Below are 26,484 nucleotides of genomic sequence, written 5' to 3'. Positions count from 1 at the left end.
ATGAATCTCGAGGAATACGCCGCCAAGCAAAGCGTTCTTGTGCCGGCAGGAGTCCCCACGCCCCGTGGCGTTGTCTGCAGGAGCGCGGAACAAGCATCTGACGCGGTGGCAAAGATCGGACCGTCGGTTATCAAAGCCCAGGTGCCGACCGGCAAACGCGGCAAGTCCGGTGGCATCAAGATGGCGGACAATGCGGAGCAAGGTGCGGCGGCCGCGCACGCCATACTCGGCATGACCATCGGCGGCAGCCGGGTCGAGCGCGTTCTGGTCGAGGAGCGCTGCCCGATCGAACGCGAATTATATGCCGCCGTCCTGATCGATGTGAGCAGCCGCAGCCCGCTCGTTCTGTTCTCGACGGAAGGCGGAATGGACATCGAGGAGGTTGCCGAACAGAAACCTGACGCGATCAGGCGGCATGTCGTCGACGTCAAACACGGCTTCGATACGTCGGACGCGGCCGCGCTCCTCAGCGGGTTGGATCTCGGTCCTGCCACCGACGCGCTCGGAGATGTGCTTGTCAGGCTCTATCGGGCCTTTTGCGAGAACGACGCCGAACTGGTCGAGATCAATCCGCTTGCAATTCTGCGTGGCGGCAAGGTCGTCGCGCTCGATTGCAAGTTCGTCCTGGACGATGCCTCGACATTCCGGCAGCCCGAACTGGCCAAGGTGGCGTCACCTCCCAAGATGACCGATTTGGAACAACGCGGCGCGGCGCATGGGCTGCGATTTATCCAGCTCGACGGAAATGTCGGCGTTCTGGCCAATGGGGCCGGCCTGACCATGACGACGATGGATGTCATCAATCATTTCGGCGGAAAGCCGGCCAACTTCCTCGAGATCGGCGGAGAGGCCTATACCAAGGCCGAGGTGGCGCTGGATCTGGTGCTGTCGAATCCAGGCGTCAAAAGCCTGGTGGTCAATTTCTGCGGCGCATTCGCGCGAACCGATGTCATGGCCGAGGGCGTGGTCATGGCGTGGGAGAGCCTGAAACCGAAAATCCCGGCGTTCTTTTCCATTCACGGTACCGGCGAAGACGAGGCGGTGAAACTCGTCCGCGAACGGCTCGGCATCGAGCCCTACGATTTCATGGAAGACGCCGTTAAGGCGGCCGTCGAGGCAGCAAAATGATTTATCGACGTGGTCAAAAAGTTCTCGTTCAGGGGATCACCGGCAAGCAGGGTTCGTTCTGGGCAGCCAGGATGATGGAGCTCGGCACCGATGTCGTTGCCGGCGTCAATCCCAAGCGGGCCGGGGAGGCTCATAACGGCGTGCCGATTTTTCGTTCTGCCGTCGAGGCCACCAGGCAGACGCCTTGCGATATCTCGGTGATCTTCATTCCACCGACCATGGCGAAGGAGGCCATCATCGACGCCATCGACGCCGGCATAGGCACGATCGTCGTACTGACCGAGCATATTCCGAGCCACGACGTACTGGAGATTTTTGCACACGCCAGGGGGTCGAAGAGCAGGATCGTCGGCCCCAACACCGCAGGTATCGTGACGCCCGGCGATGGATTCGTCGGGATCATGCCGGGCCACAATCCAAATATCTTCATGCCCGGCAATATTGGAGTGATTTCGCGCAGCGGCAGTCTGGGCACCCTGATGTGCCTCAATCTCACACGCGCGGGTCTTGGGCAATCCGCGTTCATAGGCATCGGCGGCGATCCGATCATCGGAACGACCACGCGGGACGCGCTTGAGGCACTCGATCGTGATGAGCGGACAAGTGCCGTCGTTCTGGTCGGCGAAATCGGCGGCGCGATGGAAGAAGAGGCCGCGGAATATGCCCGCGGCATGAAGAAATCCGTTGTTTCATTCATCGCCGGGCGTTCATCCCCACCGGACAAGAAGATGGGTCACGCAGGCGCGATCGTGACCGGCGGTCGCGGTGGTTACGCTTCGAAGCGGGCGGCGCTGGAAAATGCCGGCGTCAGAGTTGCGGACACGCCGGCTGAGATCGCCACGTTTCTATCGCAGGCCCGAGTGGCTTAATCTTTGTCGCCGCTAATAAATCCAGGAAGAATTGGTGCATCACCAGGAGAGGCCGATAATGAATCGCAGAACTGTCCTGCAAGATGGGCCTATTCCCTCAAGGGCGGCTTTTAGCGCATAGTCTTCTGTCCGCGTAGGAATTTGTTATGTCCGCCCCAAAGAAGCCTGCCGCAACCAACAAGGGCTGGCGCGCCGTCATTGCCCGCATCGGTGGCCTGATGCCCGGCATTGGACTAAGCGTCGTCATCACGCTGGTTTCGCTGGCAGTTCAGTACCTGGAAGAGCGCGTTTTCAGCCATCCCTATCTGGAAGCCCTGGTCATCGCGATCCTGCTCGGGATGGCGATCCGGAGCGCGTGGGAGCCGAATGCGCGCTGGCGCGCCGGTATCGCCTTTAGCGCCAAACAAATGCTTGAAACCGCCGTGGTGCTGCTCGGCGCCACCATCAGTTACTCGGCAATCGCCGCTTCAGGTCTCTCGCTGATTGCCGCGATCGTCGGGACGGTCGCCGTTATTCTGGCGGCCAGCTATGGCATCAGCAGGTTGCTTGGGCTGCCGGTGCGGTTGTCCATTCTGGTTGCCTGCGGTAATTCGGTTTGCGGCAATTCGGCGATTGCGGCGATCGCGCCGGTGATAGGGGCTGACGGCGACGACATCGTATCCTCGATATCGTTCACGGCCGTCCTCGGCGTGGTGGTGGTGCTCGGCCTGCCGCTCCTGGTTCCGTTGCTGAAGCTGTCGCCGAGCCAATACGGCATTCTCGCCGGTCTGACCGTTTATGCGGTGCCGCAGGTTCTCGCCGCGACGGTGCCGGTCGGTCTCATCAGTACCCAGATCGGGACCCTGGTAAAACTGGTGCGGGTTCTGACTCTTGGGCCGATCGTGGTCTGCTTTTCGCTCTTTGGAAGTGCGCTTCGCAAAGATGCTGCAAGGCCCGTGACGTCCAGCCGTTTCAACCCGTTTCAATTGGTCCCCTGGTTCATTATAGGGTTTCTAGTCCTGGCAGCCCTTCGTTCGTTTGAAATCTTGCCCAATTCCGCTGCTGCGCCATTGCTGAAAGTGGCGTCCTTGCTGACCGTCGTTTCGATGGCAGCCCTCGGCCTCGGCGTCGATGTCGGCGTTCTCCGGCGGGTCGGGGGCAAGGTTACCGCCGCCGTAACGCTCTCCCTCCTGCTGTTGCTGTTCATCAGCCTTGGTATCGTTCACCTGTTCGCCTGAACTGCCGTAACGCTCATTCGAACGAATTGCATATCTGCGCGAGCCAAACCGGAGCGATAGCCTTTAGCTGGGTGTCGTCGGCTCGATGTCCTGTTGCTTCGCAAGCGAATCCTGCCTGCGGCCCAGCCACAAACTGTTGACCAGCCAAATCCCGGAAATGACGGTAGCGACAATCGACACTTGCGTCAGGCCGAGGTTGAAAAAAGTCGAAAGCAGTGCGAACGACCAGGCGCCGATTTGATCGCCCAGCCGGTAAACCACGGTGTCGATAAAGCTCTTGGCCTTGTAGCGATCCTCGCGCGGCAGCACCGTGAACAGAACCTCGCGCGTCGGCCGCGCAATCGCAAAATTGCCGGCGCGCCGAAACAACTGGAATCCGACCACGGAAGACAGCGTCGGCAGAGCGGCGACTATCGCGAAGCCGAAAACGCTGAACAGCGGCAGCAGCGACAGCGTCGTTTCCACGCCGAATCGCTTGAGGATCCGCCCCGTGAGGAATAGCTGCACGGCCAGGGTAAGAATGTTCACGCCAAGGTCGACGCTGGCGAAAAACGCGGTCTGCGCCGCCCGGTTTTCGAAACTGTGGCTCACCACGGCGGCTTGCTGAAAGTACAGGAAGGTCGAGGTCACCGCGTAGAGCAAGAGGAACAGGCTGACATTCAGCAGATATCCGGACGACAGCGCATCGCGGATGCCGCCCAGCAGGGTCCCGCCGATCGGCTGCTGCGGCAGGTCGAGCTGCGGCCGCGACGCCAACGCCGCCGATAATCTGGAGAGGCGGCGAACGCAGAACACGGCGACCTCGAGCATCAGCGCCGCGCCGACCATGAGGTAGAACGGCTCCATATGTTCGATCGTCGATACCGTGAAAGCCGACCCCGAGATCGCCCCGAGCGTGGCGCCTGCGGCAATGAAGCCGAACAGCCGCTTGCCCTGCTCGGATGTGAAGATATCGACGATCATCTGCCAGAAGATCGAGACGACGAACAAATTGAAAATCGAGGTCCAGCTGAAGAAGACGCGTCCGATCCAGATCGTTTGCTCCGGCGTCGCCGCATACAACGCCAGTGCGAACAGCAGGATATTGGCGCTGAAGAAGCGATACGAGATCGAAATGAATTTCTCGCGCGGGAAGGTCTTGACCAGGTAGGAAAACGGCAGGTTCAACAGCAGCATTCCGACCAGCGTGCCGGTGAACAGCCACTGCAGGTTATTGACACCACCCGCGACCCCCATCTGGTCGCGAATCGGGCGCATGATGTAATAGGACGACAGCAGCGAGAAGATATAAAGCCACGACCAGGCCAGCGCCGGCACTTCGCTGGGCCTTACGTCGATCATCTTGTTCAGCAGGCGGTGGAAGATGGACTCGGGACTTGGCGGCGCGTCGGCGAAAGCCATCAATTCGATACCTTCACTTCATCGCTTCCAGTCGCTTGCGAAATTCCTCGGCAGTCAGTTGCTGGCCGTATAGGGGCCCGCCTTGCGCGAAGTCCTTGGCCCGCGCGAGCGGCCCGACCACCACGGGGTCGAAACCGGCGTCGTGCACGAGCATCGAGGCGGTCGTCAGCGCATCCTTGTCGTCGCCGGCAATCGGGATCGCCATACGGTCGCCGGCCCGGTTGGCCTCCGCGGCGAATATCCTGTAGCTCATGGTATTGAATGCACGGACGATGTGCGCGCCGGGGAAGTACTTTGCCGAGGTCACGCCGATGCCCTCTTCATTCACTTCATTGATGATGTCGCCGTCACGCCGGGCGACGGCATTGCCGGCGTCAAGCATCACCTTGCCGGACAGCTGGCTTGCATAATCCTTTCCGATCTGCGGATAGGCGCCATAGGGCACGGCGATGAAAATGACGTCACCGAACGCGATCGCCTCGGCGACGGTGCCGGCCTTGGCCAGGTCGCCAAGTCCTTGCACCAGAGGCGCAAGTTCCTCGGGATGACGGGATGAGAACATCACGAGATGGCCGGCCTTCACCCAAAGCGAGCCTATCGTGCCTCCGATATGGCCGGATCCGATGACGCCGATCTTCAGGGGGGCGGCCGGAGTCTGGCCGCCGGCGCGCCCGCCAAGGGTCGAAGTTGCAAAAGCCAGCGAAGCAAGCGAACCGGCGCGCAGGACGGTTCGGCGGCTGGGACGCGGGCGTTCGGAACGGGGCATGTTTTTCTCCCTGAAGCTTTTGTGAACACGAATAGAAGCGATAAATTGCGATGGATACCTCAATAATCCAGCGAAGCACGGGACCGATCCTGCGCCAAATAACGATCCCGTAATTCGCGGCGGTCAGAGCGCGTCAAAGAATTTAATCATTTCCTTGCGTTGTCCGGCATCGGGAAAACGGTCGCGGCCGGCGCTGATATTGTCCGCAAGATGGGCCGGATTGGTGGTGCCGGGAATAACGGCGGTCACCGCTGGATGGCCGAGGAGGAATTTCAGAAAGAACTGCGGCCAGGTCGTCGCATCGAACTCCCGCGCCCATTCCGGCACGCTCTTGCCACGGACGGCTGCGAATACCGAACTTCTCCCAAAGGGCAGCGCCGTCAACACGGCAGCGCCAACTTCCGCCGCGGCGGGAAGCAATCGCTTTTCTGCTTCGCGATCGCCCAGGGAATAATCGACTTGGAAGAAGTCCGGCTTTTCGGTGCGCAGAATGGCCTCCGCTGCGTCGAAATCCTGTTTGAACGTGGTGGTGATGCCGATATAGCGGCAAAGACCTTGCGATTTCCAGTCGCGAAAGGCGGCCAGGCTCTGCCTGGGATCCTGCACGTTATGCAGTTGCAGGAGATCGACCTGTTTATAGCGCAGGCGCTCGAGCGAACGCTTGAACTCGACTGAGCCCGCTTTTGCGTCGCCGTTTTCGAGCTTGGTGGCGAGAAACACTTTTGCGCGGTCCTGGTCGGAAAGCAGCTCGCCCAGCACGCTTTCTGCCGAACCGTAGGACGACGCCGTATCGATCAGCTTGCCGCCCTGGGCGATAAGGTCATCGACGACTTTTTTGAGGTTGGCTTTCTTTTCGCCTTGTTGTTGGATCTGGAATTCATTGGCCGTTCCGAGTCCGATCACGGGAATGCGTTCTCCGGTGTGCGGGATCGCGCGCGCCGTGAGCGCGGGCGGGTCGGATTCGGCGCGAACCGGCCGCGTCCCATTTACCAGCGATCCCGCTGCAATTCCGAGAGCGGCATGAAGCACCTGTCGGCGCGATGCTTCTGACGTCAATGGATTCGTGCTCATGGATCGCGTCCTCAAAGACGAGAGACTAACGCATTATCGTGCCTTGCGGTTGCCGGCGCCAATCACGGTCCCGAAAATAAATGTGATAGGTTGAGAGGGCGGCGCTAACGTTAGAGGCATTCCATGATCCCATGGTCCCAGATCGATTCGGCGCCGGTGCCCGGCGGAGACGGCGAACTTCGCCTGATGCGCCGGGGCGCGGAATTCTCGATCATGCTGGGCCCCAATCAACTGATGAACAGCCGTTCCAGCGGATCGGAACAAGCCCTCGCCACCCTCGCTTGCGGCAGATTGGAGGCGCTCGAATGTCCGCATCTGTTGATCGGCGGACTGGGCATGGGCTTCACGCTTCGCGCCGCACTTGCGGTCTTGGGAAATGGCGCGCGGGTCGTCGTGGCTGAACTGATGCCGGCCGTGCTTGGATGGGCACGAGGTCCGATGGCCGAATTGTTCGGCGACAGCCTGACCGATCCGCGCGTCAGTATTCGCGAGGCCGATGTCGCGGACCTGATTTGGTCTTCCCGATCGACGTTCGACGCAATCCTGCTCGATGTCGATAACGGACCGGAGGCGCTGGCGCGTGAGGCCAACAATGCATTGTATGACCTGAAAGGACTACGTGCAGCCCACGCCGCATTGCGGCCACGCGGCGTGCTGGCGGTCTGGTCGTCGGGGCCGGATTTGAAGTTCACCAAACGGCTCCGCGACGCCGGCTTCGACGTCGACGAGCTCAAGGTGCGTGCCAACGGAAAACGCGGCGGCGCGCGGCAAGTTATCTGGATCGCGACCCGCGCCGGATGACCGGCGTCAAGGCGCCGCATTCACCAACGCGATCAATTCATCGCCATAATGTTCAAGCTTCTTGTCGCCGATGCCGGGAATGTCGCGTAGTCGCGTGAGTGTCGTCGGGCGCGATGCCGCGATGCCGTCTATTGTAGAATCGTGCAGCACCACGTAGGCGGGCACGCCGCGCTGGCGCGCCGTCTGCGAACGCCACGCCCTCAAGATACCGAGCAAGGCGGGATCGCCGGCGTCCGTGGCGGCGGGTGCGAGATCGCCGCGCCTTGATTTGGTGCGGCTGGCGCGAATGCGGGTGCCGGCGGGCTGTTCGCGCAGCATCACGCCGGTCTCGCCTTTCAATACGCCCCGCGCGGACTCCGTCAGTTTCAGTGCGCCAAAGGCCTCGGTATCGGGCTTGAGATGGCCCATCGCCACCAACTGGCGCAGGACGGCGCGCCATTGCTTTTCGTTGAGCTCGCGGCCTATCCCGAACACCGATAGTTTGTCATGCCCGAATTGCTTGACCCGTTCGGTCATGCGGCCGATCAGGACATCGATTAGATGCATGGCGCCGAAGCGCTGCCCGGTGCGATAGGCGCAGGACAACAGTTTTTGCGCGAAGACCTTGCCGTCGCGAACCAGCGGTGGCGACAGGCAGTTGTCGCAATTGCCGCATTGAGTGGCTTGTAGCGCTTCGCCGAAGTATCCGAGCAGGCGTGTGCGCCGGCAGTTGGTGGTTTCGGCGAGGCCAACCAGCGCTTCCAGCTTGCCGATCGAGACGCGCTTGAACGCTTCCGAGCCGTTGGATTCGTCGATCATGCGTCGTTGTTGCACGATATCGGAAAGGCCGTAGGCCATCCAGGCGCTGGACGGCTTGCCGTCGCGCCCGGCGCGTCCGGTTTCCTGATAATAGGCCTCGATGCTTTTCGGCAGATCGAGATGCGCCACGAAACGTACGTCCGGCTTGTCGATCCCCATGCCGAACGCGATCGTGGCGACGATCACGACGCCGTCCTCATTGATGAAGCGGTCCTGGTTGCGGGCACGCAGGCTGGCGTCGAGGCCGGCGTGATAGGGCAGCGCCTCTACGCCGGCCTTGGTCAGTGCATCCGCGGTATCTTCGACCTTGGCGCGCGACAGGCAGTAGACGATGCCGGCATCGCCAGAGTGGCGTTCGGCGATGAAGGCCTTGACCTGCGCCGGCGCGTTTTGTTTCTCGACGATTTCATACCTGATATTGGGGCGATCGAAACTCGCGACGAAACTCGGCGCGCCGGCAAGCCCGAGCCGGTCGACGATCTCCCGGCGGGTGAGGTCATCGGCGGTAGCGGTGAGCGCGATACGCGGCACGTCGGGAAAGCGCTCGGCGATGACCGACAGCCCGATATATTCCGGGCGAAAGTCGTGACCCCATTGCGATACGCAATGGGCCTCGTCGATCGCGAACAAAGCCAGCCTGGCGCGTGCCAGCAGGCCAAGGCAGCGCGGGGTCAACAGCCGTTCCGGGGCGATGTAGAGCAGATCGAGGTCGCCGGCGAGCAGGCGCGCCTCGACCGCGGAGGCCTCTTCAAGGGACAGCGTGGAGTTCAGCACCGCCGCCTTGACCCCGGCGTCCAGCAGCCCCGCGACCTGGTCCCGCATCAGCGCGATCAGCGGTGAAATCACGATGCCGCAGCCCTCGCGCAGCAATGACGGCAACTGATAGCACAGCGACTTGCCGCCCCCGGTCGGCATCAACACCAGGCAGTTGCCGCCTTGCGTGACATGCCGAACGATCTCCTCCTGGGCGCCGCGAAACGCCGGCAGGCCGAACACCGAATTCAGAACGGAGATCGCGGTAGCTGCGATGCGCTCCGGGTTGCGGGCGAGGGCGGGAGGAACAGGCATGCGGAATGGTTTATTCCTGATTCGGACCACACATATTCACGTTCAAACCGGCCTTGGGCAAATATTCGCTCCAAAGCCGCCGAAACCCCGCCTTTACCTGTTTGAGGTGGTTCCGGTACGATGGTCCCGGCGAAGGAAAATCCATGGCGAAGGCGGTTCTTGGCATTATCGGCGGGTCCGGCATCTACGACCTGCCGGGGTTGGAGAACGCGCGCGACGAGGCGATCGCCAGTCCGTGGGGCGAGCCGTCGGCGCCGGTTCGGCGCGGCGCCATAGCCGGCTTGCCGATCGTGTTTTTGTCCCGCCACGACAAGGGCCACCGGCTGTCGCCATCCGACATCAACTACCGCGCCAATATCGACGTGCTGAAGCGCGCCGGCGTCACCGATCTGATCTCCTTGTCGGCCTGCGGTTCGTTCAGGGAAGACTTGCCGCCCGGCACCTTCGTGCTGGTCGACCAGTTCGTCGATCGTACCTACAGGCGCGAGAGCTCGTTCTTCGGCAAGGGCTGCGTCGCGCATGTGTCGATGGCGCACCCGGTGTCGCCGCGGTTGCGCATCCATCTTGCCGCGGCCGCCGAGGCCGAGAATATCGCGGTTGCGCGCGGCGGCACCTATCTCTGCATGGAAGGTCCGCAATTCTCCAGCTACGCCGAGAGCATGACCTACAAGGCGTCAGGTTATTCGGTGATCGGCATGACCAATATGCCGGAGGCCAAGCTCGCCCGCGAGGCGGAGATCTGTTTTGCGACCGTCGCCATGGTGACCGATTTCGATTGCTGGCATCCCGACCATGATGCCGTGACCGTGCAGGACATCATCCGGGTGCTGACGACAAACGCCGAGAAGGCGAAAGGTCTGGTGGCGCGTCTGGCCAAAGATTTCCCGCGCCAGCACGAACCATGTCCGATCGGCTCGGACCGCGCCCTCGACACCGCTCTGATTACCGCTCCGGAAGCGCGCGATCCGGAACTCCTGAAGAAACTCGATGCCGTAGCGGGACGGGTTCTGCGCGGATGAGGCCGGTACGGTTGATGGATATGTCATGAAAGTCGACGGCAGGCATTTCCGCAGCATCTGGCTCGAGCCGGACGGCTGGTCGGTCGGCGCGATCGACCAGCGGCGTTTGCCGCACGATTTTGTGGTGGCGCGGCTGACGACCGGCGATGCGGCCGTTGACGCCATCCGGTCGATGCTGGTGCGCGGCGCGCCGCTGATCGGCGCGACCGCGGCTTACGGGATGGCGCTGGCGATGCGGGCCGATGGTTCGGATGCCGCGCTTGATCGTGCCTACAAGAGTTTGATAGCTGCGCGGCCGACGGCGATCAACCTGAAATGGGCGCTCGACGAAATGCGGTCCCTGTTGCGGCCGTTGCCGCCGGCGGCGCGCGCCGAGGCCGCTTATTCGCGCGCCGGCGCGATTGCCGAAGACGACATCGCCATCAACCAAGGCATCGGCCGGCATGGCCTGGCCCTGATCGAGTCGGTCGCTGCGGCCAAGAAACCGGGCGAGCGCGTCAACGTGCTGACGCATTGCAATGCCGGCTGGCTCGCCACCGTCGACTGGGGCACCGCAACCGCCCCGATCTATCTGGCGCATGATCGGGGACATGCGATCCATGTGTGGGTCGACGAGACCCGGCCGCGCAACCAGGGTGCCTCGTTGACCGCCTGGGAACTGGGCCATCATGGCGTGCCCCACACGGTCATCCCCGACAACACCGGCGGTCATCTGATGCAGCACGGGATGGTCGACCTCGTGATCGTCGGCACCGACCGCGTGACCGCGAATGGCGACGTCTGCAACAAGATCGGCACCTATCTGAAGGCGCTCGCCGCGCATGACAATGGCGTGCCGTTCTATGTGGCGCTGCCATCGCCGACCATCGATTTCACCGTCGATGACGGGATCAGGGAAATTCCAATCGAGCAACGCGGCCCGGAAGAGGTTAGCCATATGACCGGGCGGACCTCCGATGGGCGGATCGAGACGGTGCGGATCGTCCCCGATGGTTCGCCGGTCGCCAATTACGCTTTCGATGTCACCCCGGCGCGGCTGGTGACGGGTTTGATTACCGAGCGCGGCGTGCTCAAGGCCGATCGCGCCGCGCTCGCTGCCGCCTTTCCGGAACGGATCGCGGCAGCGGCCGAATAGCGGAGGAAGACAGCCGATGCAGAGCGCCTGGATCGATCGCGACGCCGACGCGGCGATTGCCCGCTATGCCAAACTCGGCCGCGATCTGGCGCTCAGGGTCTATACCACACGCTTGTTGGGTAAAGACCCGCGTCTGGTACTGCATGGCGGCGGCAACACCTCTGTCAAGACCGACATTGCCGATCTCAATGGCGACTCCGTCGAAGTCCTCTGCGTCAAGGGCTCCGGTTGGGACATGGGTGGAATCGAGCCTGCGGGCCTGCCGGCGGTGCGGCTTGGGCCGCTATTGAAACTTCGCATCCGCGATCAGCTTTCCGATGAAGAGATGGTGCGTCTGCAGCGGACCAATTTGATCGATCCTGCGTCGCCCAACCCGTCGGTCGAGGCGCTGCTGCACGCCTTCATCCCGCACAAATTCGTCGATCATACGCATTCGACCGCGGTGCTCGCACTCACCGACCAGCCCGACGGCGAAGCGCTGTGCCGTGAGGTCTACGGCAAGCGGGTGGGCTACGTACCCTACATCATGCCGGGCTTCGGTCTGGCGAAGGCCGCCGCGCAGGTGTTCGATTCGGACCCCTCCGTCGAAGGCCTGATTCTGGTGAAGCACGGCGTTTTCACGTTCGGCGCCGATGCCAGGGAATCCTACGAGCGGATGATCGCGCTGGTAACCCTGGCGGAAGCGCGGTTGGCGAAGAATCGCAAGCCGGCATTTTTGGGCGCAAAGCTGCCGGATCGACCGGCAAGACTCGCCGATGTCGCACCGATCGTCCGCGGCGCCTGCAGCCTGCCGGACAGCAAAATCGACGGGGCCTGGAAGCGCTTCGTGCTCGATTTCCGCAGCAACGATGCGGTGATGAATTTCGTCAATGGCACGGATGTAACCCGCTACGGTCAGGCCGGCGTGGTGACGCCCGATCACAATATCCGCATCAAGAGCAAGCCGGTTGCGGTTGCGGCACCCGAGGATGGCGATCTCGCCAGTTTCAAGAATGCGGTGCGCAGCGCTGTCGCGACCTACGGCGAAAATTACAAAAGCTATTTCACCCGCAACAATGCGCGGGTCGGCGGCATCAAGACCATGCTTGATCCGATGCCGCGGGTGGTGCTGATACCGGGTCTCGGACTGTTCGGGCTCGGCCGGAGCAAGAAGGATGCGAGGATCGCCGCCGATCTTGCCGAAGCGGCCATTGCCACGATCACCGATGCCGAAGCGGTCGGGCGCTTCGAGCCACTGCCGGAGGCCGATCTGTTCGATGTCGAATACTGGTCGCTGGAGCAGGCGAAACTGAGTGGCGCCAGGGAGCCGCCGCTGGCTGGGCAGGTGGCAGTCATCACGGGCGCCGCCGGTTCAATCGGCCTTGCGACCGCCAAGGCGTTCGCGGCCGCCGGCGCGGAAGTCGCGCTATTGGATATCGACGAGGCAGCCGTGAGAGCGAAAGCCGGGGCGATCGGCGGCGCGGCGCTTGGGCTCAAATGCGACGTCACCGATGTTGCATCGGTGCGGGATGCTTTTGCGCAAGTGGCATCCGCCTTCGGCGGTGTTGATATCGCGGTGTCGAACGCCGGCGCCGCCTGGCAGGGGCGGATCGGCGAGGTCGACGAGGCGGTGTTGCGGCAGAGTTTTGAGTTGAATTTCTACGGTCACCAGCGCGTGGCGCAGGCCGCGGTCAAGATCATGCAGGCGCAGGGTACCGGCGGTTGCCTGCTGTTCAATGTTTCCAAGCAGGCCGTCAATCCGGGACCCGGCTTCGGCCCCTATGGCCTGCCGAAGGCGGCGACGTTGTTTCTGGTGCGGCAATACGCCGTTGATTACGGGAACGAAGGCATTCGCGCCAACGCCGTTAATGCCGATCGGATCCGTTCGGGTTTGCTGACCGAAGAGATGATCGCGTCGCGCTCCAAGCTCCGCGGCGTCAGCGAACAGGACTACATGCAGGGCAACCTGCTCGGGCGGGAAGTGACGGCGGAAGACGTGGCGCAGGCCTTTGTGGCGCAAGCACTGGCGCTCAAGACCACCGCCGACGTCACCACCGTCGATGGCGGCAACATCGCCGCCGCGCTGCGCTGAGAAATGGCAAAACTTCCGGTGGATCACGAATTGCATCGGCGCGCGCCGGGGGCGATCGCAGCAGCGCCGGTGCTTCTTGACAGGGCTAAAGGGCGAGGTCACCCTTACGCTCCGGCTGCGCGCCTGACGACAAAAACAAGAAATACCCGAGGAAACCCATGCCAAAATTGCTGAACGAGGATCAGGTTACGGCCTATCGCGAGCGGGGCTATCATTTCCCGATCGAGGCGCTGAGCGCCGGGGAGGTAGCCGGTTTTCGCCGCAAGCTTGAGGACTATGAAGCTGCGAGCGGAGGTCCGATCAAGGCTGAGATGCGCCATCGCAGCCATGTGTTGTTCACCTGGATCGACGAGATGATCCGCCATCCCAAAATCCTGGATGCCATCGAGGATTTGCTCGGACCGGATATCCTGTGCTGGAACACCAGTTTCTTCATCAAGGAAGCCCATGATCCCGGCTTCGTGTCCTGGCATCAGGATGCCACCTATTGGGGTCTCAGTTCTTCGGATGTTGCAACCGCCTGGATTGCGATGTCGCCGGCCAATAAAGTCTCCGGCTGCATGAAATTCATTGCCGGGACCCACCGGCAACAGGTCAAGCACGAGGACACGTTCGACCAGAACAACCTGCTCACCAGAGGCCAGGAGATCGCGGTCGAGGTCGACGAGGCCAAGGCGGTGTATGTGGAATTAAAACCGGGACAGGCTTCGCTGCATCACGTGCTGCTGTTCCATGGATCGGAACCCAATCGTTCCGACGACCGGCGCATCGGCCTCGCCATCCGCTATATCCCGACGCACCTGCAGCAGGCCGTCGGCGCGCGGGACTGGGCGACGCTGGTTCGCGGCAAGGACAACTATGGTCACTTCCTGCCGTCCTACGTGCCGAGGCGCGACCTTGAGCCCGAGGCATTGGTCTTTCACAAGGAAGTATCGGAAGAACAGGTGCGCGTGCTCTACCGCGGCACGGGCAAATCGGCTTATCGGGCGTGATGGATTGCTTCGCGGAGCCTGTCATCGGGCGCGCCTTCGCGCGACCCGTTGGCTCGCAAGGACGGCGGGATACGCCTACGTCAGGTCCATTCTTCCGCGCTCGCGCCGGCCAGCGCCCGGACGCGCGCTTCGTCGGCGGCGAGTTCGCGCGCCGGTCCTGAATAGACGACGATCCCGTCATCCAGCACGTAGGCGTTGTCGGCGATTTCCAGGCTCATCCGCGCGTTCTGCTCGACCAGCAGCACGGAGATGCCCTCTGCCTTCATCTGCTGAACGATGCGAAACACCTCTCGCACGATCAATGGCGCCAGCCCCTGCGATGGTTCGTCGAGGATCAGGAGTTTCGGGTTCAACAGCAATGCGCGGCCGATCGACAGCATTTCCTGCTCGCCGCCGGAAAGCTGACGTCCTCGGTTTTGCTTGCGCTCTGCGAGGCGTGGGAAGAGCTGGTAGATTCGCTCGACGGTCCAGGGCCCGCCGCGTTCTAGCGGAACCATGAGATTCTCTTCGACGCTGAGGTTCGCGAAGATGCGCCGGCCCTCGGGTACATAGCCCACTCCCGCTGCGGCGACGCGGAAGGTCGGCCAGCGCGTGGTATCCTCGCCGAAGATGGTGATCTTGCCTTCGCGCGCCGGGGTCAGGCCCATCAGGCTGCGCAGCGTTGTGGTCTTTCCGGCGCCATTGCGTCCCAACAGCGCGGTGATTTTGCCCTCGGCCACCTCGAGGCTGACGCCATGCAGGATGTGGCTCTTGCCGTAGTAAGTGTGCAGGCCTTCGGCTGTCAGTGCTGCGGTCATGCGGCGTTGCCCAGATAGGCGGCCTGAACGGTCTCGTTGGCGGCGCTGGCTTCGCGGGGTAGGGTGAGCCCCAGGATGCTATGGAGCGTTGTCGTCTTGCCGGCGCCATTGCGACCGAGAAGCGTGACGAACTTACGCTCGTTTACCGTCAGGCCCATGTCCTGCAGGATGTGACTCTTGCCGCAAAACGCCTGCGGGCCCGTGGGCTTCAGCGGTGTCATCCGGCTCCTCCAAGGTACGCTGCCTGCACTGCCTCCGACGCCGCGATCTCCTTCGGCGTCCCTTCGATAAGCAGTTTGCCCTGGTCGAGCACGGTGATGTGGTCGGCGAGGTGAAAGACCACTCGCATGTCGTGCTCGATCAGCACGATCGTATATTTGCTTTCGCGATGCAGGCGGCGGATCAAGGCAGTGATCTCGTAGGTTTCCTGGTCGCCCATGCCGGCGGTCGGCTCGTCAAGCAGCAGTAGCCGCGGTAGCTGCGCGAGCGCCATCCCGATCTCCGTCGTCCGCTGATCGCCATGCGCGAGCTCGCCGACCAGCCGCTCGGCCTTGGCAGTGAGTCCCACCAGCGCCATCATTTCGGCTGCGACGTCGTTGGCGAGCTTCGCGGCGGCCCGGCTCGGCACCATTTGCAACGTCTGCCCTGCCGCTACCTCGGCTGCCGTGAGCAGGTTTTCGCGGACGGTCAATTCGGGAAAGATTTCCGTGATCTGGAAGGTGCGTCCCATGCCAAGGCCTACCCGCTGATGCGCCGGGAGCTGCGTCACGTCTTTTCCATCGAACACGATTGAGCCCTTGGTCGGGGGAAAATAACCGCTGATCATATTGAAAAAAGTCGTCTTGCCTGCCCCGTTTGGGCCGATGATGGCACGCAACTCGCCAGGCTTGACGGACATCGACACGTCGTTCACCGCAACCAGATTGCCAAATCGCTTTGTAACATTGCGAACCTCGAGCATAGTCAGGTCTCACCGCGCTGGCGGCGCAAGCCGAGCAGGCCACGCGGAAAGAACAGCACAACCAGCACGAAGATCGTGCCGACAAAGGACATCCAGTTCACGGTCATCGACGAGATATAGTCCTGCAGCATGACGAACACCGTCGCGCCCAGCAGCGGCCCCCAGAACGTCCGCATGCCGCCCATCACGCACATGACAACGAAATAGCCGGACAGCGAGTAATGCAGCGCGAGTGGATCGGCAAAGTTGTTAAGCAGCGCGTAGAGAGTGCCGGCAAGCGCCGTGAAGAAACAGGAAATCGAGAACGAGAGCCAGATCTGGCGTTCGACCGGGATAGCCAGGAAGCGTGCGCGGCGCTCGTTCTCCCGGATTGCCCGCAAGGTATGGCCGAAGGGAGACCGGACCAGAAGGCCGAGCAACGTTACGGCGACCGCGAAGATGGCCAAGAGGAAAAAATAAAACCGAGTCCCGCCCTCGGAAATATCGAGCGTCAATGGCCCGAACCCGATCGGCTCGCGGTGAAAATCGCGCAAGCCGTCGAAGCCGCCGGTGAAGTCGTTCCAGCTATAGGCGAGATAGTACCATAGCTGGCCAAATGCGATCGTGCACATCGCAAAATAGACGCCGCGGCGGCGTACGATCAGCAACCCGAACAGGGTGCCGGCCAATCCGCCGAGCAGCGTCCCGGCGAGCATGGCGAGCGGCGTGCTGTGCACGAGATATCGCAGCGTCAGGCCGGCACCATAGGCGCCGAGCCCGAAATAGGCCGCATGGCCGAAGCTCAATACGCCGGTGAATCCGAGCAGCAGGTTCAGCCCCATCGCCGCCAGCCCGAAGACCAGCACGCGCCCGGCAAGCGCCGTATAGCCGCCGAGCAACGGAAGCCAGTACGGAGCTGCGATCAGAAGTGCCCAGATGACGACGAGCGTGACCCAGCGTGGAACGGCCGGCCGCCGCGCCGCCGCGACGGCCGCGATGGTGACGTCAGTGCTCATGACATCATTCCTTCCTCACCCATAAAACCGCGGGGACGAAACAGAAGCACGAGCATCATGATGGCATAGATCACCGCCTCGCTCGCGGAGGGATAAAACACGGTGGTCAGGGCCGCCGCCATCCCGATCAGGAGCCCGCCGAACAGCGTGCCGATCAGGCTCCCGACGCCGCCTACGATGATGGCGATGAAACTCGGCATCAGCAGGTCGTCACCCATGTTGGGATTGAGGCCGATCTGCCCGGCGGCGAGCACCCCGCTCAAGCCGGCCAGGAAGCAGCCGAGGGCGAAATTGAATGTCCGCAGGAAGCTGATATTGACGCCCAGCGAGGCCACGGTTTCGAGGTCGAGCGTACCCGCCCGAATGCGTACGCCGACCCGTGTGTAGCGCAGGAATGCGAACAGTCCGAGCACCACGACGATGACGACAAACACCATGAAGACGCGATACCAGGTGACGAAGAACAGCTCGGCGCTGATCGGCTGCGACAGAAAATCGGGCAAACCCAGCGGCAGGCCGTTGGGTCCCCACACGTAACGCGCGATATCCTGCATCACGAAAGCAAATCCGAACGTCAGCAGCAGGCTGTAGACCGGATCGCGGTTATAGACCCGGCGGATCATCAAGCGTTCGACGGCGAGCCCGATCAGCGCAGTAAGCAGCGGCGCGACCAGCAGCGCACCCCAGTAACCCAGCGTCGGCGTCAAGGTGTAGGCAAGATAGCCGCCGAGCGCCAGGAAATTGCCGTGAGCAAAATTGATGACGTTGCTGAGATTGAGGATCAGCGACAGGCCGAGTGCCATCAGTACGTAGAAGGCTCCAATGATGAGTCCATTGGTGACGTTAAATAATACGAGCTGCATCCGCCCTCCTCCGGCCCCCGCCGCCCACCCCAGTTGTCAGCAGGTCAGGTGTCCAACTCATAATGATTATGTTTGAGCTCAAGCTCTTGCGATCCGTCTCGTGAGGATGCGGACGAGTGATTTCAGTCCAAGCCATCGTGCTCTTTCGAATCTTTGCAAATCCGAAGGGATCACAGCTGGCTGAAATCACTCAGCTTCCTTTTTTAGTCCGGCCCTTAGCTCGGCTCCACCATCTTGCATCCGGTGTCGGCGACCGAACCTGCGGCCTCCTCACCCGAAATCAGCGCGGACACGGTGAACACGTCGTCGGGGCCGGACTTTGGCGGATGCGCTTCGCCGATGAAGATGTTCGGCATCAACTCATGATCGCCGGCGCGATAGCGTACCTTGCCTGGTTGCAACGCGACATCCGGCGGAAGCTCGAGATCCTCCAGCGCCTTGGCCAGTTTCGGGCCTTCCAGGGACTTCGCCTTGTCGGCCGCGAGCCGCACCGAGTGCATCGACACATAGCCGAACCAGTCGCGCGCCGAGGGCGTCTTCTTGGTCGCGGCGCGGTAGTCGGCGACGAACTTCACCACTTCGGGCACGTTGGGCTGGTTCCACCACCACTCCATGTCCCACCAGCCGGCCTGCGCATCCGGCGGGCATCCCTTGATGCTCTCCAACTCGAACAGCGCGCCGCCGAGCGCCATTTCCTTCTGCATGCCGAACTGGGTGAATTGCTTCATGCAGTTGATCTGGGTCAACCCGCCCATGTTGTTGAGCAATACGTTCGGCTTGAAGGTCTTGGCCTTGATTAGGGTGGCGGAGAAGTCGGTATTGTTGATCGGCAGCATGTCGCCCTCGAAGGTGCCGCCAAGTTTCGTCAGCGCCTTGACGAAGCCATCCTGCAGCGAGTGGCCGTAGGCATAATCCGGCGTGATGAAAAACCATTTCTTGCCGAACTTCTTGACCAGTTCCGGCGTAATCGCGCTGGTATCCATGGTCGTGGTGTTGCAGACCCGGAACACATTCCACTTGCAGTTGGTGCCGGTGATCGGGTCGGTATGGCCGCCGGCCACGATGTGGAAGATCTTCTTCTCGTTGGTCACCTGCGACATCGCATAGGCGATCCCGGAGTTGACGTCGCCGATGATGGCGTTCACGTTGTCACGGTCGATCAGCTTTCGCGTCTTCTGGACCCCGGTGCCGACGTCATTGGCCGAATCCTCAACTAAGAGCTCTACCTGACGGCCTAGAATCCCTCCCTTCTTGTTGATTTCGGCCTCGGCGTATTTGGCACCGTCGACCTCACTCTGCGCCAGTGCCGAGAGAACGCCCGTGAGCGGATTGACCATTCCGATCCGCACGGGTGTTTCGCCCCGGGCCTTGAGGATGTAAGGCGATGTGAATTGCACCGCGGCAATAGCGGCACTGGTCTTTAGAATAGTCCGCCGATCGACCGGCCATGATAGTTGCAACTTGCGCATGCAGTCCTCCCAGACGATATGTGTTGTGTCTCGCAGCCGGCATTCTTGCGATGCCTTGGCCTTAAGTCAGCGTAGCCGGTCCGGCGCGTTTTTGCCAATATTAACCGGAGAAAATCCTGCAACCTTTGGCCTAGGCCGGGCGCTGCTTTCGCATCTGCACCACCGTGGAAACAATACCCCCGTTGCTTGATACGTGATCTTTCCGGCATTCCTCCCGGTAGCCATTGGCCCTGTAAAAACTCTCCGCATTCAATGAAGCGTCACAATTGAGAAATTCGGCCGCCTCGAAGGCCAGGCCTTCCACGGCTGCGAGCAGCGCCCGTCCGACATGGCCGACCGGGTTGGGCCTGGTATAAAGCGCCTGCAGTTCATTCCTGGAAGGAACAGCCATCGCAAAGCCGATGATTTCCTCGCCAACTTCGGCAACCATCACGATGCAGTTTGGATCGGAAATCTTTTTCCTGATGCGCGTGACACGATCCGTGATGTCGGTGCCGGCCCAGTCGTTCAAGGTGGCTGGATCGTAGTGGGCCGCGGCCTTCGCGAGAATGGCTTCGCGGCGCACCAGCATCATCTGCGTTGCATCGTCGCGGACCGCCCGGCGGATTTTCAACATGCCGGTGGCTGCCTCATTCCGGTATCAATGCGTACGGCATTTTTCGCGGCGGCGTTGTTGAGAACGATCAGGCCGTCGACGGCGACGCCGGTCTTGGTGTTGATCAGGAACGGGTTGACGTCGATCGAAGCGATGCGGCTGCCGGCATCCGCCATCAGGTTGGACAGGCCGACCAGCGCTTTCACGGCGGAAGCCTCGTGCAATGCCGGCTTGCCGCGATACCCCTTCAGTTTCACGCCGGCCTTGGTCCGGCTGATCAATTCCTTTGCTTCGGCCACATCGAGCGGCGCGCCTGCCAGAGCGACATCCTTCATCAACTCGATGTCGACGCCGCCGGTTCCAAACAGCACCACCGGTCCCATCTCGGCATCGAGTGCCGCGCCAACGACCAGTTCGAGGTCGGCCTTGACCTGTTGTGCGATCAGGATGCCTTCGAGCTTCGGCTTGTTCTTCAATTTCCTGACGCGCGCGGTGATATCGCTGAACGCCTTTTTGACTTCCGCCGGGCTGTTGATGTTGAGCACCACGCCGCCGATGTCGGACTTGTGCAGGATATCGGCGCTGACCACCTTGGCGACCACGGGAAAACCGATCTTCCTGGCGATCTTCACGGCGCCGGCCGCATCCTGGGCGATTTCTTCCTTTGACACCGGAATGCCGTAGGCCCGAAGCAGGGCTTTTGAGGCGACTTCGTCGAGTGCTGCACCTTTGGCGTTTTTGAGCGTCCGCTCCAGCGTCGCGCGGGCCGAGGCACTCGAACTCGAGGCAATGTCCGGAACGTTCTTGCGCAGTGAGGCGTAGTCGATCAGCGCCTTGATTGCACCCACCGCACGGTCGAGACCCTGCATCACGGCGATATGCGGCAGCGACTTGCGCAAGGTCTTGGTGAATTCGGTGAAGCCGATCGACATGGTGCTGATGTAGACCACGGGCTTGCTGGCGGCGCTCGCCATGTTGTTGACGATGCGCAAATTCTTTTCGCGCAGCTCGTGCGGCGCCTTGGGCAGCTCCGCGTCGATGATGACGATGTCAGTGTCGGGATCGTCGATCATAATCTTGATCGATTGCATATAGACGGAAGGATCGACCACCGCCGCAAATCCGGCATCGAGCGGATTGCCGACGATGCTGCCGGGGCCGAGCATCTTGGCGAGCTTGTCGCTGGCGTTCTTGCTCAGCGGGTTGAAACTGAGTCCCGCCGAAAAGAAGGCGTCGATCAACAGGCCGCGCTTGCCGCCCGACAACGTTACCGCCGCAAGGCGATTGCCTTTGGGTGGATCGGCATGGACGAAGCACTCGGTGGTCTCGATCAATTCGTCCAGGCCGCGGACCCGGATCACGCCTTCCCGGGTCGAGATGGCGTCGAAGGTCTCGATCGAGCCGGCCAGCGCGCCGGTGTGCGCCATCGCCGCGGCGCGGCCGCCCTCGGATGAACCGAGCTTGAGCGCGATCACCGGCTTGCCGGCGGCGCGCGCGGCCTTGCAGGCCTCGCGGAACATTTTGGTGTTACGCACGCCTTCGAGATACACCACGATCACGCGGATGGAGGGATCGGCCGCGAAATAAGCCATCAGGTCCGGCGTCTCCAGCCCGGCTTCGTTTCCGGTCGTCACCATGTAGCCGACACCGACGCCGCGATCCTCCAGGGCCTGGCGGATCGCCATCACGATCGCGCCGGACTGACCGGCGATTGCGACCGGCCCGGCTTCCATCGTGACCACGCGGTCATCGATGTTGGTGAACATCTTCTCGCCCGCGCTCAGATTTCCGAGGCAGTTCGGACCGGTCACCGCAAGGCCGGTCTCCCGGATCGCGGTTTGCAATTCGGCAGCCAGCCGCTGGCTTTCATCGTCCTGCAATTCGCTGAAGCCTGACGTCACGATGGTTGCGGAGCGCGCGCCGGCCGCCGCCGCCTCGCGGACCACCTGGACTGCGAAACGCGCGGGCACCAGCACCAGCACGTGATCGGGTTTGTCCGGCAGGCTGGTGAAATCCTTGTAGCAGGGAACGCCCCAGATCGTTTCCCGTTTGGCGTTTACGGGATAAAGACCGCCTTCAAATTTATATTTGATCAGATTGTTCCAGATCCGCTCGGCGTAATTGCCCGGCTTGTCCGTCGCCCCGACCAGTACGATGTTGCGCGGGTGAAGCATCGCGTGAATATTTTTAACGAGGTCGCTTGCATCTGGCGATGGGGACCACTTGCCGGTTGAAACCGGCGCGGTGCTTAGCTGGGCTTCCATAGACGTAACCTTTACTCTTCAGTTGAGTTTTTGCGGGAGTGAAATCGGGATCGACGGCGCTGTTGCGCGAACAGCCGTCATGCGCGGGATGCCGCGCCGGGCCTGACGATTATCCTCCCTTGCTATTTTGCTTTTGATGCGGCTTTGGCGCAATGTATCGGAGAGCCCGCCTTCAGGGGAACAATAAAATAGCGCCTGAAGTCCGCCGCGCGGAAGATCCGGGGCCACCGCGCGCGGGCCGCCGGACAACCCGGCTGAATCGCGGGCTTGGTTGCCAAGCGGGCAACGTGTGTTAGAAGGCCGCTTTAACAATCCAGGAGGCTCCAGTGGCCAAGAAAACTCACAAGAAGGCAAAGAAGAAAACCGTTCGCCGCGCCTATTCAAAGGCCGACGTAAAAGAGCTTCGCGCTCATTCCAGGGCCAGGACTCCGGTCGATAAAATCGCAAAGCTGACCAAGAGAACGGTCGGCTCGCTCCGTCAAAAGGCGCTGAAACTCGGTATCGGCCTCGGGCATCAGCGCTAGTTTCGGGCATCGAAACATTGCATGGATGGAGGAACAGGGATGGTCGCGGAAGTCAGTCCGCTCGCGGGCAAGACCGTTCAGCCATCGATGCTGGTCAATGTGCCGCGGCTGGTGACGGCCTATTTTTCGGGCAGGCCGGATCCGGCGGTGCCGGCGCAGCGCGTCGCGTTCGGTACCTCCGGGCATCGCGGCTCCGCCTTCAACAATGCGTTCAACGAGGCGCACATCCTGGCGATCAGCCAGGCGCTCTGCGATCACAGGCGCATCAGCGGCGTCACCGGACCCCTGTTTATCGGCATCGATACCCATGCGCTGGCGGAACCGGCGCTGGCCAGCGCCCTCGAGGTGTTTGCGGCCAACGACGTCACCGTGATGATCGACGAGCAAGACGGCTACACACCGACGCCGGTGATCTCGCACGCGATCCTGACCCACAATAAAGGCCGCACCGGTGGCCTTGCCGATGGCGTCGTCATCACGCCCTCGCACAATCCGCCGGAAGACGGCGGCTTCAAATACAATCCACCCAACGGCGGGCCGGCCGATACCGACGTCACGACCTTGATCGAGCGTGCGGCGAACGGATTTCTGGAAAGCGGCCTCAACGGCGTGAAACGCGTTTCCTATGCGCAGGCGCGCAAATCCGCACTGGTTCATCGCCATGATTATATCGGTCCCTACGTCGCCGATCTCGCCAACGTCATAGACATGGAGGCGATCCGTTCTTCGGGAGTGAAGATCGGGATCGATCCCCTGGGCGGCGCCGGCGTTCATTTCTGGCAGCCGATCATCGAGCGCTACGGCATTGCGGCGACCGTCGTCAGCGACGCGGTGGATCCGACGTTCCGGTTCATGACCGTCGATTGGGACGGCAAGATACGGATGGATTGCTCGTCGCCCTATGCGATGGCGCGATTGATCGGGATGCGCGACAGGTTCGATGTCGCATTCGCCAACGACACCGATGCTGACCGGCACGGCATCGTGACCCGCTCCAGCGGGCTGATGAATCCGAACCATTATCTCGCCGCCTGCATCGCCTATCTGTTCGAGAACCGTCCGCACTGGAGCAGGGATAGCGCGGTCGGCAAGACCATCGTCAGCAGCGCGATCATCGATCGGGTGGCGGCAAAGCTCGGCCGCAAGCTGGTCGAGACGCCGGTCGGCTTCAAATGGTTCGTCGATGGCCTCGGCGGCGGCTCGTTCGGCTTCGCCGGCGAGGAGAGCGCCGGCGCCTCGTTCCTGCGGCGCGATGGGTCGGTCTGGACCACGGACAAGGACGGCATCATTCTCGGCCTGCTGGCGGCTGAGATCACGGCGCGGACCAAACACGATCCCAGCCAGTTGTTCGATCGCCTGACGGGTGAACTGGGTCTGCCGTTCTACGAGCGGATCGATGCACCAGCAACGGTCAAGCAGAAGAACGTGCTGAAGGCGCTTTCGCCGCAGCGTCTCGCCATGAAGGAATTGGCCGGCGAGGCGGTCAGCGCGACGCTGACGGCTGCTCCCGGCAACGGGCAACCGTTCGGCGGCATCAAAGTGACGGCGCAAAACGGCTGGTTTGCCGCACGGCCTTCCGGGACCGAGGACGTCTACAAGATCTATGCCGAGAGTTTCCAGAGCGAACAACATCTGCATCGGATTCAAAAGGAAGCGCAGGCGGCGATTTCGGCCGCCTTCGAGAATGCCGATTGAACCGGTCTCCGACGCATGAGCGCGACAGATACGACCTCGCGATCGATTAGGTCCACCGTCATTGCGAGCGTGAGCGAAGCAATCCATGTAGCGAAGGAATTACGAGGCGGCAGTCTTAATCAGGTCGATTGCATCAGGCGAACCAAGATTTTTTCGTAAGGTAGGCTTGTGGATCTTGCCGGTGGCGTTGCGCGGCAAGGCATCCACATAGCGGATCAAGCGAGGGCACTTGAAGCGCGCCAGGTTGGCGGCGCAATGGGCATAAATTTCCGCGTCGCTGACGGCGTGCCCGGGTTTGACGGCGATGATCGCCATGCCGACCTCGCCCCACTGCTCGCTGGGAACGCCGATCACCGCGGCCTCTGCGATCGCGGCCAGTTGGTGCAGCACGCTCTCGACCTCGGCCGGATAGACGTTTTCGCCGCCGGAAATGTACATGTCCTTCCAGCGATCGACGATATAGTAGAAGCCTTCCTCGTCGATCCGCGCGGCGTCGCCGGTATGCAGCCAGCCGTCGGTAAACGAAGACCGGTTGGCGTCCGGCCTGTTCCAGTAGCCGGGCGTGACGTTCGGCCCCTTGACCCAGAGTTCACCGAGTTCGCCGGTTTCGGCCTCGATCCCGTCGGGCCGCACGATCCGCACCTCCGTATGCAGGACCGGCTTGCCGGACGATCCGGCCTTGCGCGCGGCGTCCTCGCGGTCGAGCGTCAGCACCGCCGGGCTGGTTTCGGTCATTCCGTAACCCTGTTGCAGGGCCACGCCGCGTTCTTCCCATATCTTGAGCAGCGGCAGCGGCATCGGCGCGCCCCCGACGCCGCCGATGACAAGGCGGCTGAAGTCGGCGCTGGCGAAGGCCGGATGCTGCGCCATGAACTGATAGATCGAGGGCACGCCGAAGAAAACGTTGATGCCCCGCTTGGGATCGCCGATCAATTCAAGCGCGCGCGCCGGATCGAAGGCGCGCATGATCAGCACGGTGCCGCCGGAATGCAGCACCGGGTTGGTGTAGCAGTTGAGCCCGCCGGTGTGGAACAGCGGCAGCACGGTCAGCAGCACCGACGACGGCGAGATATAGGCCGGACCCCCGAGGTTGACGCAATTCCAGAACGTCATGCCGTGGGTGATGATCGCGCCCTTGGGCTGCCCGGTGGTGCCCGACGTGTACATGATGGTCGAGATATCATCGAGCGTGACGATTTCCGCCCTGTCGAGCGGCGGCGAAGCCGAGATCGCGGCTTCATAGGAGCCGTTCGGACCGAGCTGAAGCGTCGAAGGGGTCTTGCACAGTTTTGCGACCGCCAGCGCGTTGTCCGCCAGTTCTGCGTCGTGGACGATCAGTTTGGGCGTGGCGTCGCCGACGATGAACTGCAGCTCGGGGACGGTGAAGCGGGTGTTCAGGGGCAGGAACACCGCGCCCAATCGTCCGCACGCGAACTGCACTTCCAGCGTATCGGTTGTGTTCATGGCCAGCACCGCGACCCGGTCGCCGCGGGCAATCCCCAGCCGGTCGCGCAGGTGGGCGGCCAAGCGCGAAATCCGCGCATCAAATTCCGCGTAGGAGAATTTGCGGCCGCTGCCGAGATCGACCACCGCCGGTTTGCCCGGCGTCCGGCGGCCAAAATGGGCGATCCAGTCATAGTGGCGAACCGGCAAAATCTCCTCCGAAGCGATGGCGGTCTGTTGCCGCCTGAACTTTCCTCGATTATGCGGCACGCAACATGCCGAGGCAACTGCAGCCAAACAGACGGGCCGGAGTTCTGCCGCCAGGTTGTTGCGCTGCGGGCCGGTTCAAGCCGATTGCAGACACAGCTTCGCGGTCTCGCGGCCTGATAGGCCCGAGGTTTGCTGGAAAATTCCTTACCCTCTGATCAGAGGGCGCAGGGAATGCCGGGCGCCCAATGCGCCCGCAGCCTGGCAGGGCAGAAAAAACAAGCCATGCCAGCAAAGTCACCACGGTCACACCGGAAATCACCCGGCATTCCCCG

General features: G+C 62.0%; 23 protein-coding genes. 10 read left to right on the top strand and 13 right to left on the bottom strand.

Annotated elements, in window-relative coordinates:
* From E7813_RS08685 to E7813_RS08675, 3 genes are all read left to right on the top strand, one after another.
* Window positions 1-1,128 carry an ATP-grasp domain-containing protein gene (locus E7813_RS08685; protein WP_291572846.1) on the top strand — a complete coding sequence of 376 codons (1,128 nt, stop codon included), beginning with the start codon at window positions 1-3 and terminating at the stop codon, window positions 1,126-1,128.
* Entirely contained in the window at window positions 1,125-1,997 is an 873-nt protein-coding gene (gene sucD, locus E7813_RS08680) for a succinate--CoA ligase subunit alpha (RefSeq protein ID WP_291572844.1), read from the top strand. Before E7813_RS08685 ends, sucD begins: the two co-directional genes overlap by 4 nt.
* A gap of 146 nt (window positions 1,998-2,143) precedes the next feature.
* Window positions 2,144-3,214 carry a putative sulfate exporter family transporter gene (locus tag E7813_RS08675; RefSeq protein ID WP_291572842.1) on the top strand — a complete coding sequence of 357 codons (1,071 nt, stop codon included), beginning with the start codon at window positions 2,144-2,146 and terminating at the stop codon, window positions 3,212-3,214.
* Window positions 3,215-3,277: 63 nt separating this feature from the next.
* Here the strand turns inward: E7813_RS08675 and E7813_RS08670 are convergent, their stop codons facing one another.
* From E7813_RS08670 to E7813_RS08660, 3 genes are all read right to left on the bottom strand, one after another.
* Window positions 3,278-4,615 carry an MFS transporter gene (locus tag E7813_RS08670; RefSeq protein WP_291572840.1) on the bottom strand — a complete coding sequence of 446 codons (1,338 nt, stop codon included), beginning with the start codon at window positions 4,613-4,615 and terminating at the stop codon, window positions 3,278-3,280.
* Between the two features lie 13 nt (window positions 4,616-4,628).
* A complete protein-coding gene (locus tag E7813_RS08665) occupies window positions 4,629-5,381 on the bottom strand; it encodes an NADPH-dependent F420 reductase (RefSeq protein ID WP_291572839.1) in 753 nt (250 codons plus the stop codon).
* A gap of 123 nt (window positions 5,382-5,504) precedes the next feature.
* Complete coding sequence (locus E7813_RS08660) at window positions 5,505-6,284, bottom strand: aldo/keto reductase (protein WP_291572837.1); 780 nt, start codon at window positions 6,282-6,284, stop codon at window positions 5,505-5,507.
* A gap of 291 nt (window positions 6,285-6,575) precedes the next feature.
* Here E7813_RS08660 and E7813_RS08655 point away from each other — a divergent pair, with 291 nt between their 5' ends.
* A complete protein-coding gene (locus E7813_RS08655) occupies window positions 6,576-7,253 on the top strand; it encodes a spermidine synthase (protein ID WP_291572834.1) in 678 nt (225 codons plus the stop codon).
* Window positions 7,254-7,259: 6 nt separating this feature from the next.
* On the opposite strand, the gene recQ is transcribed toward E7813_RS08655, so the two are convergent.
* Window positions 7,260-9,119: a DNA helicase RecQ gene (gene recQ / locus E7813_RS08650; protein ID WP_291572833.1), complete on the bottom strand. Its 1,860-nt coding sequence runs from the start codon at window positions 9,117-9,119 to the stop codon at window positions 7,260-7,262.
* Window positions 9,120-9,262: 143 nt separating this feature from the next.
* Between recQ and E7813_RS08645 the strand changes: the two genes are divergently transcribed.
* From E7813_RS08645 to E7813_RS08630, 4 genes are all read left to right on the top strand, one after another.
* Window positions 9,263-10,138 carry an S-methyl-5'-thioadenosine phosphorylase gene (locus E7813_RS08645; RefSeq protein WP_291572831.1) on the top strand — a complete coding sequence of 292 codons (876 nt, stop codon included), beginning with the start codon at window positions 9,263-9,265 and terminating at the stop codon, window positions 10,136-10,138.
* A gap of 25 nt (window positions 10,139-10,163) precedes the next feature.
* Window positions 10,164-11,273, top strand: coding sequence for an S-methyl-5-thioribose-1-phosphate isomerase (mtnA, locus tag E7813_RS08640; protein ID WP_291572829.1), 1,110 nt, complete (start codon window positions 10,164-10,166; stop codon window positions 11,271-11,273).
* Between the two features lie 16 nt (window positions 11,274-11,289).
* Entirely contained in the window at window positions 11,290-13,344 is a 2,055-nt protein-coding gene (locus E7813_RS08635; RefSeq protein WP_291572828.1) for a bifunctional aldolase/short-chain dehydrogenase, read from the top strand.
* Window positions 13,345-13,502: 158 nt separating this feature from the next.
* Window positions 13,503-14,336 carry a phytanoyl-CoA dioxygenase family protein gene (locus E7813_RS08630; protein WP_291572827.1) on the top strand — a complete coding sequence of 278 codons (834 nt, stop codon included), beginning with the start codon at window positions 13,503-13,505 and terminating at the stop codon, window positions 14,334-14,336.
* A gap of 80 nt (window positions 14,337-14,416) precedes the next feature.
* On the opposite strand, the gene E7813_RS08625 is transcribed toward E7813_RS08630, so the two are convergent.
* From E7813_RS08625 to E7813_RS08590, 8 genes are all read right to left on the bottom strand, one after another.
* A complete protein-coding gene (locus tag E7813_RS08625; protein ID WP_291572825.1) occupies window positions 14,417-15,133 on the bottom strand; it encodes an ABC transporter ATP-binding protein in 717 nt (238 codons plus the stop codon).
* Window positions 15,130-15,354, bottom strand: a complete 225-nt coding sequence (locus tag E7813_RS08620) for an ATP-binding cassette domain-containing protein (RefSeq protein ID WP_291572823.1) — start codon at window positions 15,352-15,354, stop codon at window positions 15,130-15,132. Before E7813_RS08620 ends, E7813_RS08625 begins: the two co-directional genes overlap by 4 nt.
* Complete coding sequence (locus tag E7813_RS08615; protein ID WP_291572820.1) at window positions 15,351-16,046, bottom strand: ABC transporter ATP-binding protein; 696 nt, start codon at window positions 16,044-16,046, stop codon at window positions 15,351-15,353. The genes E7813_RS08620 and E7813_RS08615 overlap by 4 nt, the downstream gene beginning before the upstream one ends.
* A gap of 50 nt (window positions 16,047-16,096) precedes the next feature.
* A complete protein-coding gene (locus E7813_RS08610; RefSeq protein WP_291572818.1) occupies window positions 16,097-17,089 on the bottom strand; it encodes a branched-chain amino acid ABC transporter permease in 993 nt (330 codons plus the stop codon).
* The gene (locus E7813_RS08605) at window positions 17,086-17,952 is read right to left on the bottom strand and encodes a branched-chain amino acid ABC transporter permease (protein WP_291572816.1); all 867 of its coding nucleotides are present in this window, start codon (window positions 17,950-17,952) and stop codon (window positions 17,086-17,088) included. The genes E7813_RS08610 and E7813_RS08605 overlap by 4 nt, the downstream gene beginning before the upstream one ends.
* 215 nt (window positions 17,953-18,167) lie before the next feature.
* Window positions 18,168-19,421 (bottom strand): ABC transporter substrate-binding protein, encoded by a 1,254-nt coding sequence (locus E7813_RS08600; protein WP_291572815.1) that lies wholly within the window; start codon window positions 19,419-19,421, stop codon window positions 18,168-18,170.
* 130 nt (window positions 19,422-19,551) lie between these two features.
* Window positions 19,552-19,995 (bottom strand): GNAT family N-acetyltransferase, encoded by a 444-nt coding sequence (locus tag E7813_RS08595; RefSeq protein WP_291572813.1) that lies wholly within the window; start codon window positions 19,993-19,995, stop codon window positions 19,552-19,554.
* A 35-nt stretch (window positions 19,996-20,030) separates the two neighbouring features.
* Window positions 20,031-22,280 (bottom strand): acetate--CoA ligase family protein, encoded by a 2,250-nt coding sequence (locus tag E7813_RS08590; protein WP_291572811.1) that lies wholly within the window; start codon window positions 22,278-22,280, stop codon window positions 20,031-20,033.
* 326 nt (window positions 22,281-22,606) lie between these two features.
* Here E7813_RS08590 and E7813_RS08585 point away from each other — a divergent pair, with 326 nt between their 5' ends.
* Window positions 22,607-22,804, top strand: coding sequence for a hypothetical protein (locus tag E7813_RS08585; RefSeq protein ID WP_291572809.1), 198 nt, complete (start codon window positions 22,607-22,609; stop codon window positions 22,802-22,804).
* A 39-nt stretch (window positions 22,805-22,843) separates the two neighbouring features.
* The gene (pgm, locus tag E7813_RS08580) at window positions 22,844-24,499 is read left to right on the top strand and encodes a phosphoglucomutase (alpha-D-glucose-1,6-bisphosphate-dependent) (protein WP_291572807.1); all 1,656 of its coding nucleotides are present in this window, start codon (window positions 22,844-22,846) and stop codon (window positions 24,497-24,499) included.
* A gap of 99 nt (window positions 24,500-24,598) precedes the next feature.
* Here the strand turns inward: pgm and E7813_RS08575 are convergent, their stop codons facing one another.
* Entirely contained in the window at window positions 24,599-26,152 is a 1,554-nt protein-coding gene (locus tag E7813_RS08575; RefSeq protein ID WP_291572805.1) for a long-chain fatty acid--CoA ligase, read from the bottom strand.
* Window positions 26,153-26,484 lie beyond the last annotated feature (332 nt).

Source organism: Bradyrhizobium sp., from assembly GCF_004799405.1.
Taxonomy (GTDB): domain Bacteria; phylum Pseudomonadota; class Alphaproteobacteria; order Rhizobiales; family Xanthobacteraceae; genus Bradyrhizobium.
This window is presented reverse-complemented; position numbering and strand designations above follow the sequence as displayed.